The 15,741-nt window shown below is 69.4% G+C and carries 15 protein-coding genes; 7 read left to right on the forward strand and 8 right to left on the reverse strand.

Going from position 1 to position 15,741, the window contains the following annotated elements:
- Positions 1–2: 2 nt before the first annotated feature.
- The 3 genes from MFF55_RS20535 to MFF55_RS20545 form a co-directional block, all read right to left on the reverse strand.
- Positions 3–1,379 (reverse strand): cytochrome P450, encoded by a 1,377-nt coding sequence (locus tag MFF55_RS20535; protein ID WP_238245969.1) that lies wholly within the window; start codon positions 1,377–1,379, stop codon positions 3–5.
- Between the two features lie 74 nt (positions 1,380–1,453).
- A complete protein-coding gene (locus MFF55_RS20540; RefSeq protein ID WP_238245970.1) occupies positions 1,454–2,029 on the reverse strand; it encodes a PilZ domain-containing protein in 576 nt (191 codons plus the stop codon).
- A gap of 122 nt (positions 2,030–2,151) precedes the next feature.
- Positions 2,152–4,086, reverse strand: coding sequence for a sigma 54-interacting transcriptional regulator (locus MFF55_RS20545; RefSeq protein ID WP_373874847.1), 1,935 nt, complete (start codon positions 4,084–4,086; stop codon positions 2,152–2,154).
- A gap of 266 nt (positions 4,087–4,352) precedes the next feature.
- Here MFF55_RS20545 and MFF55_RS20550 point away from each other — a divergent pair, with 266 nt between their 5' ends.
- The 5 genes from MFF55_RS20550 to MFF55_RS20570 all read left to right on the forward strand — a co-directional run bounded on the left by MFF55_RS20550 (position 4,353) and on the right by MFF55_RS20570 (position 8,714).
- Entirely contained in the window at positions 4,353–5,711 is a 1,359-nt protein-coding gene (locus tag MFF55_RS20550) for a CmpA/NrtA family ABC transporter substrate-binding protein (protein WP_238245971.1), read from the forward strand.
- A 3-nt stretch (positions 5,712–5,714) separates the two neighbouring features.
- Entirely contained in the window at positions 5,715–6,557 is an 843-nt protein-coding gene (gene ntrB / locus MFF55_RS20555) for a nitrate ABC transporter permease (protein WP_238245972.1), read from the forward strand.
- 7 nt (positions 6,558–6,564) lie between these two features.
- Positions 6,565–7,518 carry an ABC transporter ATP-binding protein gene (locus MFF55_RS20560; RefSeq protein ID WP_238245973.1) on the forward strand — a complete coding sequence of 318 codons (954 nt, stop codon included), beginning with the start codon at positions 6,565–6,567 and terminating at the stop codon, positions 7,516–7,518.
- Positions 7,519–7,672: 154 nt separating this feature from the next.
- Positions 7,673–8,161, forward strand: coding sequence for a cyanase (cynS, locus tag MFF55_RS20565; RefSeq protein WP_238245974.1), 489 nt, complete (start codon positions 7,673–7,675; stop codon positions 8,159–8,161).
- 148 nt (positions 8,162–8,309) lie between these two features.
- Positions 8,310–8,714 (forward strand): DoxX family protein, encoded by a 405-nt coding sequence (locus MFF55_RS20570; protein ID WP_238245975.1) that lies wholly within the window; start codon positions 8,310–8,312, stop codon positions 8,712–8,714.
- A gap of 165 nt (positions 8,715–8,879) precedes the next feature.
- On the opposite strand, the gene MFF55_RS20575 is transcribed toward MFF55_RS20570, so the two are convergent.
- Together MFF55_RS20575 and MFF55_RS20580 are read right to left on the reverse strand one after the other, a co-directional pair.
- Positions 8,880–10,313 carry an NAD-dependent succinate-semialdehyde dehydrogenase gene (locus MFF55_RS20575; RefSeq protein WP_238245976.1) on the reverse strand — a complete coding sequence of 478 codons (1,434 nt, stop codon included), beginning with the start codon at positions 10,311–10,313 and terminating at the stop codon, positions 8,880–8,882.
- A 153-nt stretch (positions 10,314–10,466) separates the two neighbouring features.
- Positions 10,467–11,264, reverse strand: a complete 798-nt coding sequence (locus MFF55_RS20580) for a class II glutamine amidotransferase (RefSeq protein WP_238245977.1) — start codon at positions 11,262–11,264, stop codon at positions 10,467–10,469.
- 383 nt (positions 11,265–11,647) lie between these two features.
- Here MFF55_RS20580 and MFF55_RS20585 point away from each other — a divergent pair, with 383 nt between their 5' ends.
- On the forward strand, positions 11,648–12,040 hold the full coding sequence (locus MFF55_RS20585; protein ID WP_238245978.1) for a response regulator: 393 nt from the start codon (positions 11,648–11,650) through the stop codon (positions 12,038–12,040).
- 97 nt (positions 12,041–12,137) lie between these two features.
- On the opposite strand, the gene rpsU is transcribed toward MFF55_RS20585, so the two are convergent.
- Entirely contained in the window at positions 12,138–12,449 is a 312-nt protein-coding gene (rpsU, locus tag MFF55_RS20590) for a 30S ribosomal protein S21 (protein WP_238245979.1), read from the reverse strand.
- Between the two features lie 236 nt (positions 12,450–12,685).
- Positions 12,686–13,900: a polyhydroxyalkanoate depolymerase gene (locus MFF55_RS20595; protein WP_238245980.1), complete on the reverse strand. Its 1,215-nt coding sequence runs from the start codon at positions 13,898–13,900 to the stop codon at positions 12,686–12,688.
- 251 nt (positions 13,901–14,151) lie between these two features.
- On the opposite strand from MFF55_RS20595, the gene MFF55_RS20600 reads away from it, so the two are divergent.
- Positions 14,152–14,808: a glutathione S-transferase family protein gene (locus MFF55_RS20600; protein WP_238245981.1), complete on the forward strand. Its 657-nt coding sequence runs from the start codon at positions 14,152–14,154 to the stop codon at positions 14,806–14,808.
- A 36-nt stretch (positions 14,809–14,844) separates the two neighbouring features.
- Here MFF55_RS20600 and MFF55_RS20605 read toward each other — a convergent pair whose 3' ends face one another.
- A complete protein-coding gene (locus MFF55_RS20605; RefSeq protein WP_238245982.1) occupies positions 14,845–15,597 on the reverse strand; it encodes a sulfite exporter TauE/SafE family protein in 753 nt (250 codons plus the stop codon).
- Positions 15,598–15,741 lie beyond the last annotated feature (144 nt).

A 15,741-nucleotide genomic window follows, 5' to 3' on the forward strand; every position in this document is an offset into this window, starting at 1 on the left:
GATCACTGCATCGCGCGCGGGACGACGCGCATGGGCATCCCGCCATGCGGCCGCAGGCTGACCTTGAAGCGCGCTTCCGGCCGGCGTCCCGGGCCGACTTCGAAGCGGAAGACCGGCAGCAGCATCCTCAGGATCGTCACGCATTCGGTCAGCGCGAAACTCATCCCGATGCAGATCCGTGGTCCCGCGCCGAAGGGCAGGTAGCCGTACTTGTCGCGCCCGGCGCTCGCGGCCGAGCCGAAGCGGTCGGGGTCGAAGACTTCCGGGGAGGTCCAGAGCGCCTTGTGGCGGTGGACGGCATAGATCGGCACATGGACGGAGCGGCCGGCCGGAAGGGTCGTCCCGCCCAACCTGATCGGGCGGAGGGTCTGGCGGACGATGAGCGGCGCGGGCGGATAGAGCCGCATCGTCTCCATCACCACTTGGCGCGTATAGGGCAGCGCCTCCGCCGCGCCGGCGCCGGCCGCGGCGATCTCGTCGAGGACGCGCGCCTCGATGCCCGGGTGCTCGGCGAGAAGGCGGAAGGTCCAGGCCATCGCCAGCGCCGTGGTCTCGTGCCCGGCGGCGACGAAGGTGAGAAGGTTGTCGACGAGGGCCTCGTCGGACATGGCCGCGCCCCCTTCCGGATTACGGACGGAGAGCATGAGCCCGAGCAGGTCCGCGCCGTCGCGGCCGCTGCGCCGGCGGGCGGCGATCGTCTCGCCGATCATGCTGCGCAGCGTGCGCGCCGCGCGCCGGCCGCGCAGGTACCCGGGATGAGGTGTCCAAGCCGGCGCGCCGAGCATGGTGACCGCGATCTTCCAGCTCACCTGATCGAGGTAATCGGTGAGCGCGCGGCCGAAGGCCTCGACGTCGAGGCCCGGCTCGTCCGACAGCATCGTCGCGCCCATGATCGCGAAGGTCGCCCGCATCATCTCGTCGAGCAGGTCGACGCGACGATCGCCCTGGCGCAAGCGCTCGCGGGTGGCGCTCAGGGCCGCCTCCATGGCCGGCACGAAGTGGGCGATCCGGTCGTGGCGGAACATCGGCGCGACCGCTTGGCGCTGGGTCCGCCAGCGCGCGCCATCCGCGGTCAGGATGCCCTGACCGAGGGCGGGACAGAGGGCGCGCAGCATGAAGTCCTCGCGCAGGAGACCGTCGGCCTCGTCCACGAGGAGTTGCCGGATCAGCGCCGGATCGCAGACATAGGTCGTCCGGCGCCCGAGGAAGCGGCCCTCGACGAGGGGCTCGCGATAGACGGCGTCGGGCCAGGACTCGATGAGGTTGCGGACGATCTTCGACAGCAGCCCGGGAAAGGCCAGGGCCTCGGCCATGGCGGACCTGACCGGAGCGAGCGGCGTCGTCCGGCTCTCGATTCCCGCGCTGTTCGTCAGGTGCATCGGCCACCGCTCTCAGGACACGGGGGGACCGTAACGGTGCGGGATATATGGAAGATTAATGGATCGACGAAGGTTTACAGGACCACCCGCGGGTCGACCTGCCCGCCCTGGAGCGGCGCCAGGAAGGCTGCGCCGATTCCGTTATCGAAGCATCGAGCCACCTTGGCCGGCGTGCTGCCGATCATGATGAGGGTCCCGACCTCGATGGGCTCGTCCACGGAGACTGCGGCGCCCGTGGCGGAGACGTTCATGACCCGGCCCGGGATCATGGTGCCGTAGGGCGTGGTGACGACCACGTCCGCGATCTCAGGCACGATCCGCTCGGCCGCGCGCTGGGCGACGGGCAGGGCGTTCTGCTCCTCGGCGAGGGCGAGGAGGTTCTGCGCGACGAGGCGCAGCGGGTACTCGGCGCGCAGCACGCGGACGGCGAAGCGCTCCCTGGCCACGCGGATCACCCGCGTTTCCAGCGAGCCGGTATGGCGGATGCTGCAGGTCAGGGTCTCGCCGACGGTGGGAACGACCGCGGCCTTGAAGCGGATGCCATACTGCGCGACGTCCTCGGTCACCGCGTAGAAATCGGACCGGGACTGGCTCCAGCACAGGGCTGGCAGCAAGAGCCTCACGCGGGGGGTGGATCGACGCTCGGTCATCGCTCTCTCGTTGAGATGGTAGCGTTCTACCCGTCACGAGTTCGTGAGCTGCTTCCGAAAACGAGCGCATTCTATGTATTCGGCGGACGCCATGCCTCGTGTGCATGACTGGGCGTGAGGCGCTATCGCCGGCGCAGGCCCAGCGCCTTGATGCGGGACGCCAGGGTGGTCGGCTTGAGCCCCAGGATTTCCGCCGCGCCACCGGGACCGAAGACACGGCCGTTGCTGATCGCGAGCGCCGCTGCGATGTCGGCGCGATCGCGAGCGCGTCTTTCCGCTTCCGTCGGTGGCGCCGTCGGGACGAGCGCGGCCGGCCGCGCCGGCTCGACCGTCGCGGATGCTTCCGGCTCGGGCAGGTCGAAGCGGAGCCGACCGCGCACGGCCAGGATCGCGGCCCGCTCGATGATGTTTTCGAGCTCGCGCACGTTGCCGGGCCAGTCGTAGCGGGTGAGCCGGCGGACGTCGCCCTCGGTGAGGCGCAGCTCTGGAAGGTTGAGGCGCCGGGCCACGTTGCGCACGAAATGCTGCGCGATGAGCGGGATGTCCTCGGGCCGCTCGCGCAGGGGAGCCGCATTGATCGGGAAGACGTTGAGGCGGAAATAAAGGTCCTCGCGGAAGCGCCCGCGCTTCACCTCGGATTTGAGGTCGCGGTTCGTCGCCGCCACGAGGCGCACGTCCACGGCCCGGGTGCGTTCCTCGCCGATCCGCTCGAACTGGCGCTCCTGCAGCACCCGCAGGAGCTTGCCCTGGAGGTCGAGGGGGATCTCGCCGACCTCGTCGAGGAAGAGCGTGCCGCCGTCGGCCAGCTCGAAGCGCCCGACGCGATCGCGCAAGGCACCGGTGAAGGCGCCCCTGGCATGGCCGAAGAACTCGCTCTCGAACAATTCGCGCGGGACCGCGGCGCAGTTCACGCGGATCAGCGGCCGGTCGCGGCGCCGGCTCGCCTCGTGGATGGCGCGGGCGACCAACTCCTTGCCGGTGCCGGACTCGCCGGTGACGAGGACGGTGGCGTCGGTGCCGGCCACGAGGTCGATCTGGCGGCGGACCGCCTCGGTGGCGGGCGCGCGGCCGATGATGCCCTGGTGGTGCCCGCCCTCGCGGATTTCCTCACGCAGGTAGGCGTTCTCCAACTCCAGCCGCTCGCGCAGGGAATCGACCTCGGCGAGCGCGTTGCGCAGACGCTCGTCGGCCTCGCGCCTCTGGCTGATGTCGCGAAACACGATGACGGCACCGAGCAGCCGCCCGCGGTCGCGGATCGGCGTCGAGGTGTACTCGACCGAAATCGGCGTGCCGTCGCGACGCCAGAACACCTCGGTGTCGACCTGATGCACCGCCCCATCGCGAAAAGCCGCGTAGATCGGGCAGTCGTGGTGGGGGTAGTGGCAGCCGTCCGGATGGCTGTGGTGGACGGTGGAATGCATGTCGCGCCCGACGAGGTCGGCGGCCTGCCAGCCCAGCATCCGCTCGGCGGCCGGATTGATGAAGGTGGTGATCCCTTCCGCGTTGACGCCGTAGATGCCCTCGCCCGCCGCGCGCAGGATGAGCTGGTTCTCGCGCTCGATGTCGCGAAAGATCCGCTCCATGCGCTGCCATTCGGTGAGACCCGCGCGCATGTGGGCGTCGGCCTCCGTGTCGACGAGGCGGCGGCGGCGCTCGTCGAGATCGAACAGGCTGACGAGGATCCGGTTCGGATCGCCCGGCAGGAGCGCGCCGCTGTATTCCACGTTTAGGCCATGTCCCTCGGCGTGGCGGGGCGACAGCGCGTGGGTCCAGTCGCGGCCCCGGGCCTGGACGGCCTGGGTGAAGACGATGAGGGTCGGGACCTGATCGGGGTGGAGCGCGGTGACGCGCATGGCCCGAAGCGTCTCGCGATCGTAGCCGAGGAGGCGGGCAGCGGCCGGGTTCGCGTCGCAGATCGCGTCGGCGCTCGGATCGAGCACCAGCATTGCCTCCGGCGCGCCATGGAAGACGGGGCCGAGCGCCTCTCCTCCCCCCTGTGGGGAGGAGTTGGAGGTGGGGGTGGCTGCGTGACCCGCCCGCTCACCAAGCGGGACCACCCCCACCTCTCCCCACAAGGGGGAGGAGATTTCCGCGCTCACTGATGTGTCATGCGGTGACATCCGAGCCTTCCATTGGCTGATCTACGCCTTCCGCATCAGCCTACGAGATCTCGTATCACGAACTACGACAACTCGTAGACTACGAAAATCCGTAATCGGTGGGAGGCAGCTAAACCCTTTGTCCCCGAGGAGGCGCCGCCTTTCCCGTCCCTGGCACACGCTTTGCCAAGCCCCTCCCGTCACCGCGGGGCGAGGCAAACACGATGGCGCTGTTCGACGATCCGTTCGATTCCAAGCTCACGCTCAAGCAGCGCGGCTGCTCTTGCGGCGCCCACGCCTCCCAGGCCGAGCACGATGCGGCGCCGGCGGGCGACGCGGCGATCGAGCGGGTGGTGGAGGGCGCCGTCATGCGGGCGCTGTTCCCGCAGGATGCCCAGCGCCGCGCCTTCCTCAAGAGCGTCGGTGCGGCGACGGCGCTGGCGGCGGTGAGCCAGTTCTTCCCGGTCAAGTTCGCGGCGGAAGCCCTCGCGCAGGCCGGCGCGCCGGAGAAGAAGGCCCTCAAGATCGGCTTCATCCCGATCACCTGCGCGACGCCGATCATCATGGCCTCGCCAATGGGCTTCTACGCCAAGCAGGGCCTCGACGTGGAGGTGGTGAAGACCGCGGGCTGGGCGGTGATCCGCGACAAGACCCTGAACAAGGAATACGACGCCGCCCACATGCTGGCGCCGATGCCGATCGCGATCTCGCTCGGTCTCGGCTCGACGCCGACCCCCTACACGATGCCGGCGGTGGAGAACGTCAACGGCCAGGCGATCACGCTGGCCCTCAAGCACAAGGACCGGCGCGACCCGAAGGACTGGAAGGGCTTCAAGCTCGCCGTGCCCTTCGACTACTCGATGCACAATTACCTGCTGCGCTACTACCTCGCCGAGGCCGGCATCGACCCCGACGCCGACGTGCAGATCCGCAGCGTTCCGCCGCCCGACATGGTCGCGAACATGCGCGCGGACAACATCGACGGCTTCCTGGCGCCCGACCCGGTCAACCAGCGCGCGGTCTATGACGGCGTCGGCTTCATCCACATGCTCTCCAAGGAGATCTGGGACCGGCATCCCTGCTGCGCCTTCGCGGCCTCGCAGGATTTCGTGACGCAGACGCCGAACACCTACGCGGCGCTGCTGCGCGCCATCATCGAGGCGACCAGCTACGCCTCGAAGGCCGAGAACCGGAAGGAGATCGCCGCGGCGATCGCGCCGGCGAACTACCTCAACCAGCCCCTCACGGTGGTGGAGCAGGTGCTCACCGGCACCTTCGCCGACGGCCTCGGCAGCGTGAAGAAGGTGCCGGACCGGGTCGATTTCGACCCCTTCCCCTGGCAGTCCTTCGCCGTCTGGATCATGACCCAGATGAAGCGCTGGGGTCAGATCAAGGGCGACGTCGATTACGACGCGGTCGCCAAGCGCGTGTTCCTCGCCACCGACGCGGTCAAGCGGATGCAGCAGGACGGGCTGACCCCGCCCGCCTCCACCACCAAGACCTTCTCGGTGATGGGCAAGGTCTTCGATCCGGCCAAGCCCAAGGAGTACCTTGACTCCTTCGCGATCAAGCGGGCGATCTGAGCGATGCCCCCCGCCTCCCTCAACCTCCGGGCGCTCATCGTCTCGCTGGGGCTGCTCGCCGCCTTCCTGCTCGCCTGGCAGATCGGCACGAGCGGACTTGCCAAGACCGAGGCGATGGACCCGGAATACGCGGCGCTGATGGGCACCTCGGCCACCACCGGCAAGTCGGCCATGCCGGGGCCGCTCGACGTCGCGGCGACGATCTGGGGCCACCTCAAGAACCCGTTCTACGACCGCGGCCCCAACGACAAGGGCCTCGGGATCCAGCTCGCCTACTCGATCGGCCGCGTGGCGCTGGGCTACGGACTCGCCGTGCTGGTGGCGATCCCGATCGGCTTCCTCATCGGCATGTCGCCGCTCATGAGCCGGGCGCTCGACCCCTACATCCAGATCCTGAAGCCGGTCTCGCCGCTGGCCTGGATGCCGCTCGCCCTGTTCACGATCAAGGATTCGGGGCTCTCGGCCATCTTCGTGATCTTCATCTGCTCCCTGTGGCCGATGCTGATCAACACCGCCTTCGGGGTCTCCGGCACCCGCAAGGAGTGGATCAACGTCTCGCGCACCCTGGAGGTCGGCCCACTGCGGCGCGCCTTCACGGTGATCCTGCCGGCGGCGGCGCCCACCATCCTCACCGGCATGCGCATCTCCATCGGCATCGCCTGGCTCGTGATCGTGGCGGCCGAGATGCTCGTGGGGGGCACCGGCATCGGCTACTTCGTCTGGAACGAGTGGAACAACCTCTCGATCACCAACGTGATCACGTCGATCCTGCTCATCGGCCTCGTCGGCATGATCCTCGACCAGCTGCTGGCCCGAGCCCAGCGCCTCGTCACCTTCCCGGAGTGAGGCCACGATGAACGCGCTCATTCCCTTCCCCGCGCGCCGCGCGATGCGCCCCGCCGAGCTCCCGGAACCCGGCCGCATGTCCTCCGACAAGTTCATCTCGATCGAGGGCATCGCCCGGCGCTACCCGGCGCCCGGCGGAAAGCAGACCACCGTGTTCGAGAACCTGTGGCTGCCCATGCGCCGGGGCGAGTTCGTCTGCATGATCGGCCATTCCGGCTGCGGCAAGACCACGGTGCTCAACATCCTGGCCGGGCTCGAGGCGCCGAGCGAGGGCGTCGTCATCGCCGACGGCAAGGCGATCGAGGGGCCGAGCCTCGACCGGGCCGTCATCTTCCAGGGTCACGCCCTGCTGCCCTGGCGGACGGTGCTCGGCAACGTCGCCTACGCCGTCTCCTCGCGCTGGCGGAAGGCCTCGCGGGCCGAAATCGAGGAGCGGGCGCGCCGGGCCATCGCGCTCGTCGGCCTCGCCGGTTCCGAGCACAAGCGCCCGGCCGAGCTCTCGGGCGGCATGAAGCAGCGCGTCGGCATCGCCCGCGCGCTCTCGATCGAGCCGAAGATGCTGCTCATGGACGAGCCCTTTTCGGCGCTCGACGCATTGACGCGTGGAACGCTGCAAGACGAGGTCCGGCGCATCTGCGTCGAGACTGGGCAGACGGTGTTCATGATCACGCACGACGTCGACGAGTCGATCTATCTCGCCGACCGCATCGTGCTGATGACGAACGGCCCGGGGGCCAAGGTCGCCGAGATCGTCGAGAACCCGTTGCCGAAGGACCGCACCCGCACGGGGCTCCACCGCCAGCCCGGCTACTATGCGCTCCGCAACCACCTCATCGACTTCCTCGTCAGCCGCTCGAAGACCCTGCGCGACGAGAGCCCGCCCGGCTACGACCAGCGCCATCCGCCGGTGGTGCGGCTGACGCTCACCGAGGCCGATGCGGCCGCGGCGGCGCTCGGCTGAACCGCGCGCACTCTCCTCCCCCTTGTGGGGAGGAGTTGGAGGTGGGGGTGGCTGGGCGACCCTCAGTCGAGGCCAGCGGAACCACCCCCACCCCTCCCCTCCCCACAAGGGGGAGGGGGATTCTCGCGACATATCCAACAAACTGGAGACCGCCATGAAGCGCGAAGACCTCACCGAGAAGCTTCTCGACATCAAGCGCGAGAAGGGCTGGACCTGGAAGTTCATCCAGGAGGAGATTGGCGGCATCTCGCCGATCCTGATCACGGCGGCCTGCATGGGCCAGATGAAGCTGCCCAAGGCCCAGGCGAAGAAGGCCGCGGAGCTGTTCGGCCTCAGCCAGGCGGAGGAGCGCATGCTCAACGAGGCGCCCTATCGCGGCTCGATCCCGCAGATGCCGCCGACCGACCCGTTGATCTACCGCTTCTACGAGCTTGTGATGGTCTACGGCACGACCTGGAAGGAGCTGATCCAGGAGGATTTCGGCGACGGCATCATGTCGGCGATCGACTTCAACATGACCATGGAGCGCGAGCCCAACAACAAGGGCGACCGGGTGAAGATGAGCATGTCGGGCAAGTTCCTGCCCTACAAGTATTACGGCAACGAGGAGGGCGTGCCGGAATACGGCTTCAAGGAGCCGTAGGCCCGTCGCCCGCTCCCCGGGATCACCTGGGGAGCGGCAGCCGGAATGTGCCCTGCCGCACCGCAATCCGGGTCGACGCAACCCTCCGTTTCATGCTGGATGCGCCGGCTGCGCTGCCGCCGGCAGCCTTCGACGGAGATGGGCCCGCATGAATCTCGACGCGATCTCGACCACCTGGGCGCCGCGCCTGCTGAGTGTCCTTCGCATCATGACCGGGCTCCTGTTCATGGCGCACGGGACGCAGAAGCTGCTCGGCTTTCCCGCCGTCAGCGAGCGCGGTATGCCGGCCCTGCTGTCGCTCCCAGGCATCGCCGGCATCCTCGAACTCGTCGGCGGCGCCCTGATCGTGCTCGGCCTGTTCACCCGGCCGACCGCCTTCATCCTGTCGGGTCAGATGGCGGTGGCCTATTTTCTCGCGCACGCGTCCAGGAGCTTCTACCCGCTCTTGAACGGCGGCGAACTCGCCGTCCTGTACTGCTTCATCTTCCTCTACCTCGCCGCGGCGGGCCCCGGCCCCTGGAGCCTCGACGCGCAGCGCCGGTCGCGGTTCTGAGGAAGGGTTGGGCCTCTCCTCCCCCATGTGGGGACGAGTTGGAGGTGGGGGTGGCTGGGTGACCCTCGACTGAGCCAGGCGGAACCACCCCCACCCTCTATCCCTCCCCACAAGAGGGAGGGAAGGGCGCGAGCCTCGATCCGACTGCGCCTGTCGACGTCGCTCCTACGCCCGCGCCTGTGTGACGAACTTCGTCGTGAGATAACCCTCGATCGCCTCCGAGCCGCCCTCGCTGCCGTAGCCGGAATCCTTGACGCCGCCGAAGGGCGTCTCGGGCAGCGAGATCCCGTGATGGTTGATCCCCAGCATGCCCGTCTCGAGCCGGGCCGACACCTCCGCCGCGCGGGCGGCGGAGCGCGTATAGGCGTAGGCGGCGAGCCCGTAGGGAAGGCGGTTGGCCTCCGCGAAGGCCTCTTCGTCCTCCGAGAACCGGCGCACCAGCGCGACGGGGCCGAAGGGCTCCTCGTTCATGATGCGGGAGGTGAGCGGCACCTCGGTCAGCACGGTCGGCGCGTAGAAGTTGCCGCTGTTGCCGATGCGGTGCCCGCCCGTGCGCAGTGACGCGCCCTCGGCGACGGCCTCCGACACGAGCGCGTCCACCGCGTCGAGCCTCCGGGCATGGACGAGGGGTCCCATGCGAGTCTTGGGCTCCAGCCCGTTTCCGACCCGGATGCCCTCCGCGAACCCCGAAAATCCCTCGACGAAGCGGTCGTAGACGGAATCGTGGACGAGGAAGCGGGTCGGCGCGACGCAGACCTGGCCGGCATTGCGGAACTTGTTGGCGCCGAGCACCTGCACCGCCTGGTCGATGTCGGCATCGCCGAACACGATCGCGGGGGCGTGGCCGCCGAGCTCCATCGTGGCCCGCTTCATGTGCCGGCCGGCGAGCGCCGCGAGCTCCTTGCCCACGGCGGTCGAGCCCGTGAAGGAGATCTTCTGGATGACCGGATGCGGGATCAGGTACGAGGAGATCGCGGCCGGCTCGCCATAGACGAGGGAAAGGGTGTCGCTCGGCACGCCCGCGGCGAGGAAGGCGCGCACGAGCGCGGCGCAGCTCGCCGGCGTGTCCTCGGGTCCTTTCAGGATCACCGAGCAGCCGGTGCAGAGGGAGGCCGAGATCTTGCGGACCGCCTGGTTGATCGGGAAGTTCCAGGGCGTGAAGGCGGCGACCGGCCCGACCGGCTCGCGCAGGACGATCTGCATCACACCCTCGGCGCGGGCCGGGATGACGCGGCCGTAGGCGCGCTTCCCTTCCTCGGCGAACCAGTCGATCACGTCGGCGCCGGCCAGGGTCTCGATCCGGGCCTCGGCGATGGGCTTGCCCTGCTCCGTGGTGATGGTGCGGGCGATGTCCTCGGCGCGCTCGCGCAAGAGGTCGGCGGCCCGGCGCATGATCTTGGCGCGCTCGAAGGCGGAGACCTTGCGCCATTCCGAAAAGCCGCGCGCGGCGGCGGCGAGCGCCCGATCGAGGTCGTCGCGGGTGGCGATGGCGAGTTGGCCCAGCGTCTCGCCGGTGGCGGGGTTGAGGATCGGCAGCGTCTCGGAGGCGGAGCCTGCAGTCCATTCCCCGGCAATGTGCAGTCTGACGTCCCAGTCCATGAAGCGAACCCTGCCTAGGCCGGCGGTGCCGCCGGCGGGCGCCCGTTTTCGGCGCTCATGACGGTGGCCGCAAGCCCAGGCGACTCTCCTCCGCACAAGGGGAGGGAAGGGTGCTTCTTGACTGGGGTGGGCGAAGCCGAGCCTCAGCGCGGATCAGGCCGCGATCCGCGCCTTCTTCGCCGCTACTTCCGGACCCTTCACCACAACGTTGGCGCCGCGGGTGGCCTGCAGGGTGCCGCCCTTCGGCACGATGGTCCAACCCTCGCGGCTTCCGTCGATCGGCTCGGAGACGACGATGAGACCGGATTCGGTCTGGCGGTAGTAGAGGCTCGGCGGGCGGCCGTCGCAGGCCCAACGAAAGGCCGTGAGTTCGATCCCGTTCGTCACCACGGCAGTGAAGCGCAGGGCCTCGGTGATGCCGGCCGCCAGCATGAGGTCGCGCACGGTCGCGAGGGTCTGCGCCATAGCCCCGATCGGGTCCTCGGCGAGGCCGTTGGCGAGCGCCAGAAGGAAGATCGCCTCGGAGTCGGTGGCACCGCGGCGGTGATCGTAGAGGGCGTCGGGAATCAGCGCCTCGAGGCGGCGCTTGATGCGGTGGTAGCCGCCGATCTGGCCATTATGCATGAACAGGTGCCGGCCATGCGCGAAGGGATGGCAATTGGCCCGCGTCGTCGCCGTGCCCGTCGAGGCGCGGACATGGGCGAAGAAGGCGCGCGCCCGAACCTGCTGGCAGAGATTGACGAGGTTCTCGTCCGACCAGGCCGGTGAGACGTCGCGGTAGAGGCCGGGATCGGGCCGCTCGCCGTACCAGCCGATGCCGAAGCCGTCGCCGTTCGTCTCGGTCTTCGCCTCGGCCGCGTGGAGCGACTGGTGAACGAGGGAGTGGGTGGGCGCGCAGACCAGGTCGGTCAGGAAGACCGGCTCACCGCTATAGGCGAGAAAGCGGCACATGGCTGGTCGACACCCCTCACGTCATGGACAGCGCTGCCAAGCATGGAGCAGGCCGTTTCCCCTTCAAACCGTCATCGTGCCGTAACACTCAGGTTTGCGGGGTGAACGCTTCGTTAAAGCGGGGCCCACACACCGTCGCCGACACACTCGTCGGAGCAGGGTCCGGGCCCGCTCCCGATCGCCGAGCCATGCTCGGGCAGCGATGCGGCGAAATCAGGGGCGAGCCGGCTGCGCTGCGCGCATGACGGAGGGCCGAATCGGACTCTTGCCGTCCGGTCCGTGGCGGCGCAGCATCACTCGTCAAGAATCATCGCCAGCACGCATCACGATCCCGACGCCCAGGCCTGCCGCGCGGCGGGCTGCATCCCGATTCGGAGGACCTCATGGATTCATCTCGCACCGATTGTCCGGTCGCACTCGTGGTCGAGGACGACGCGGCGATCCGCAACCTGGCCGCGGCGGTGCTGGAGGAGACGGATCTGGACGTCATCGCCTGCGAGAGCGCGGAGGCCGCGATCTCGGTGCTGGAGCATTCGGGCGTGACGGTGGCCCTTCTCTTCGCGGATGTGCGCCTGCCCGGCGCCATGGACGGCGTCGCCCTGGCGCGGACCGTCGGTAACCGCTGGCCGGACGTGCGGGTGGTGGTCACCTCGGGCTACGACGAGAGCCGGAACGACCGCCTGCCGCGCGAGGCGGTCTACCTGCAGAAGCCGTGGCGCGCCCTCGACGTGCTGGTCCAGGCCGAACACGCGACGGTCGCAGCGCGGGCGGCCTGACACCTCGTCCAACGACAAAAGCCCGTGCCGCTCGCGCGACCGGGCTTCTCTCGTGATCGTCTCGAAGGATCGAGCTGCGGCGGGGCCGCAGCGCCAATCAGACGGCGCCGGCGCTCGGCACGGACGGGGCGCTCGGCGCGAATGGCGAGCCTGCCGGACGGCGCGGCGCGCCGGCACCGAAGCGGGGCTTCGGCTTCGGGGCGGCGATCAGGCCCTCGCGGATCGCGGTCTTGCGCGCCTGCTTGCGGGCACGCCGCACGGCCTCGGCCTTCTCCCGCGCCTTGCGCACGGAGGGCTTCTCGTAGGCCTTGCGCTGCTTCATCTCGCGGAAGATGCCTTCGCGCTGCATCTTCTTCTTGAGGACGCGGAGCGCCTGGTCGACGTTGTTATCGCGAACGAGTACCTGCAACGGTCTTGATCCTCTGAGAGGGGTTGTCTGCCTGCCCGGCGCCGGACCCGACCCCCCCCTCGCTCGGCGAGGGAAACTGCAAAACGCCCCTGGCCCAGGAAGTGACCCGGGAGGGACGTCCGTCAGACGGTCTCGAATCGGCGCAGAAACTGCACTTGGCGCAGGCTCATACACCAAGCGAGGGCGAGTTCCAACCATCGCCTTGATCCCGCGTTGCGGACGGCCGCAGCGGTGTGTCACGCGTGCGACTGGATGAAATTCCTGACCAGCGGATAGGTTTGGCTCTCCCAGCGGCGCCCCGAGAACACCCCGTAATGGCCGACGCCGGCTTGGAGGTGGTGGCTCTTCATGTGCGGGGGCAGGCCGGTGCAGAGGTCGTGGGCCGCCATGGTCTGGCCCACCGCGCAGATGTCGTCGCGCTCGCCCTCCACCGTCATCAGGGCGGTGCGCCGGATCGCGCCCATGTCGATCGGGTCGCCGCGATAGGTGAGCTGGTTCTTGGCGAGGGTGTAATCCTGGAACACGGTCTTGACCGTCTCGATGTAGAACGCGGCGTCGAGATCGAGCACGGCGAAATACTCGTCGTAGAAGGTCTCGATGGCCCGCGCCTTCTCGGTCTCGTCGGCGGCCAGGTGCCAGAACAGGTCCGCGTGCTGCTGCACGTGGCGCTTGGCGTTCATGGCGAGGAAGGCCGAGACCTGCATGAATCCCGGATAGACCCGCCGCCCGGCGCCGGCGTAGCGGGCGGGCACCGTGGCGATGAGGTTGCGCTCGAACCATTCGATGGGCTTGGAGGTCGCGAGTTCGTTCACCGAGGTCGGGCTGATCCGGCAATCGACGGGGCCGGCCATCAGGGTCATGGAGCGCGGATGCGCGCGGTTCTTCGTCTGCGCCATCACGGCGGCGGCGGCGAGCGCCTGCACCGCCGGCTGGCAGACGGCGACGAGATGCGCGCCCTCGCCCATGACCTCCAGGAACTGGACGAGGTGGTCGACGTAGTCGTCGAAGCCGAAGCGGCCGGCGGCCAGCGGCACGTCGCGGGCGTTGTGCCAGTCGGTGATGTAGACGTCGTGGTCGGCGAGCAGGGTGCGCACGGTGCCGCGCAATAGCGTCGCGAAATGCCCTGAGAGCGGCGCCACCACGAGCACCCGCGGCTGCTCGGTGTCCACGTCCTTCCGGAAGCGCAGAAGGGTGCCGAAGGGCGTGGCGAAGACGGCCTCCTCCTCGACCGGCACCTCACGGTTGCCGACCCTCACGCTCTCGATGCCGTAGGAGGGGCGCGTGAAGGTGAGCCCGGCCCGCATCATCATCCGGGCGCCGGCCGACCACCAGGTCATCGGCTCGCGGTAGCCCATCCCGGTCCAGGGTGAGACGGCGTCGTGGAGGACGCGGCCCCAGGCGCGCGTGCGCTCGGCCATGTCCGACTGGACCTCGAAGGCACGGTAGAGCATGGGCCCGGACTCCTGCGCGAACGATCGAACCGCGAAACGTCCGCAGCGGACGGGCCGGACGGCCGCGCTGCACGCGACGCCATCCATGGCCGGCTAGGCTGATCCCGGCGGGAGAGCATGGCAATGGGCGAAAAGTACGATGCCGCCTCGATGTTGTGCGGTTGCATCACTCAGTGGGCGGCCCGGGGGCCGTGCCGCGGCACGAGTCTTGGATCGCGGCTGCCCGGGGCGTGTCCCCGGGGGAGGGGATCATGCGGGCGACGACGCTCACCATCTCGAGCCGGAACTACTCGTCCTGGTCGCTGCGTGGCTGGCTCCTCTGCCGGATGGCGGGGCTCGATTTCGAGACCGAGCTCCTGTCGGGCGCGGACGCCTCGACCCGGGCCGAGCTCCTGCACCTCTCGCCCTCCTTCCTCGTGCCGCGCCTGCGCCACGGTGCCGTGACCGTGTGGGACACGCTCGCCATCGCCCAGTACCTCGACGAGACCTTTCCCGAAGCCGGCCTCCTGCCGGCGGACGTCGCCGCCCGCGCCCATTGCCGCTCGATCGCCGGCGAGATGCATGGCGGCTTCATCAATCTGCGCTCGGCCCTGCCGATGAACCTCAAGGCCCGCCACCTGGGCTTCCGGATCTTCAACGGCGCCAGGGGCGACATCGAGCGCATCGTGGCGATCTTCGAGGATTGCCTCGGCGCCTATGACGGCCCCTACCTGTTCGGCGCCCGCCCGACCCTGGCCGATGCCATGTACGCCCCCGTCTGCACCCGCTTCCGCACCTATGACGTGCTCCTCGCGGGCCGTGCGGCCGGCTACCGCGACCGCATCCTGGACTGGTCGCTGATGCAGCACTGGACCGAGGCGGCGCTCGCCGAGCCGGACGAGATCGAGGAACTCGACATGGAGTTCTGAAGGCCGGTTCAGGGCCGTCCGCGACCGGGTGCTGCCTCAATACAGCGCGCGCGACGCAAGGTGCAGCCCCAGCCCCAGCAGACCGAGGTAGAAGCAGCGCCGGAAGACGGGCTCGCTGACCCGGCCGCGCACCCAACCGCCGAGCCGCAGCCCGAGAAGCGCCGGCACCAGGGCCAGGGTCGAGACGCCGGCGATGCCCGGCCCCAGGACGCCGCTGCCGGCGAGCGCCACGGCCAGCGCCACGGTGGAGACCGTGAAGGAAAGCCCGAGCGCCTGGATGAGGTTCTCGCGGTCGAGGCCCAGGGCCCCGATGAACGGTGCGGCGGGGATCGAGGAGACGCCGGTGGCGGCCGTCACGAGCCCGGTCGCCGCTCCGGCGAGCGGCGCCAGCCAGGGCTCGGCGCCCGGCGGCACCCTGAGGCGCGGGGCGGCGAGGCCGAGGATCGCGGAGGCGATCAGCGCGAAGCCCAGCGCGATGATGGCCCCGCCCCCGATCTGACCGTGAAGGAAGGCGGCCGCCGCCAGCGTCCCGACGACGCTGGCGGCGAGCATCGGCCAGAGCCGGCGGGCCAGCACCCCGAAGCGCGGGCCGGCCGCGAGCTGCCAGACATTGGTGACGAAGGCGGGCACGACGAGGAGCGCGGCGGCCTGGGCCGGCGCCATGACGAGGCTGAGCAGCCCCATGGCGACGGGCGGCAGCCCCAGCCCGACCACGCCCTTGACGAAGCCGGCGAGGAAGAAGGCGAAGGCCGCGACGGCCAGCGGGCCTGGCTCGAGATCAAGGGGCATGGCGCCGAGCCTTCGGCCGGGCGTGTGGGATCAGTCAACCCCGCGCCGCGGCTCGGCGGGCGGAGGAGGGCCCGCGCGACGCGGGCCCTCCCGGCTCATCAGGCTCTGACGAAGGCGAGGAGGTCGGCGTTGAGGGTGTCGGCG

Source organism: Methylobacterium iners (assembly GCF_022179305.1).
Classification (GTDB): domain Bacteria; phylum Pseudomonadota; class Alphaproteobacteria; order Rhizobiales; family Beijerinckiaceae; genus Methylobacterium; species Methylobacterium iners.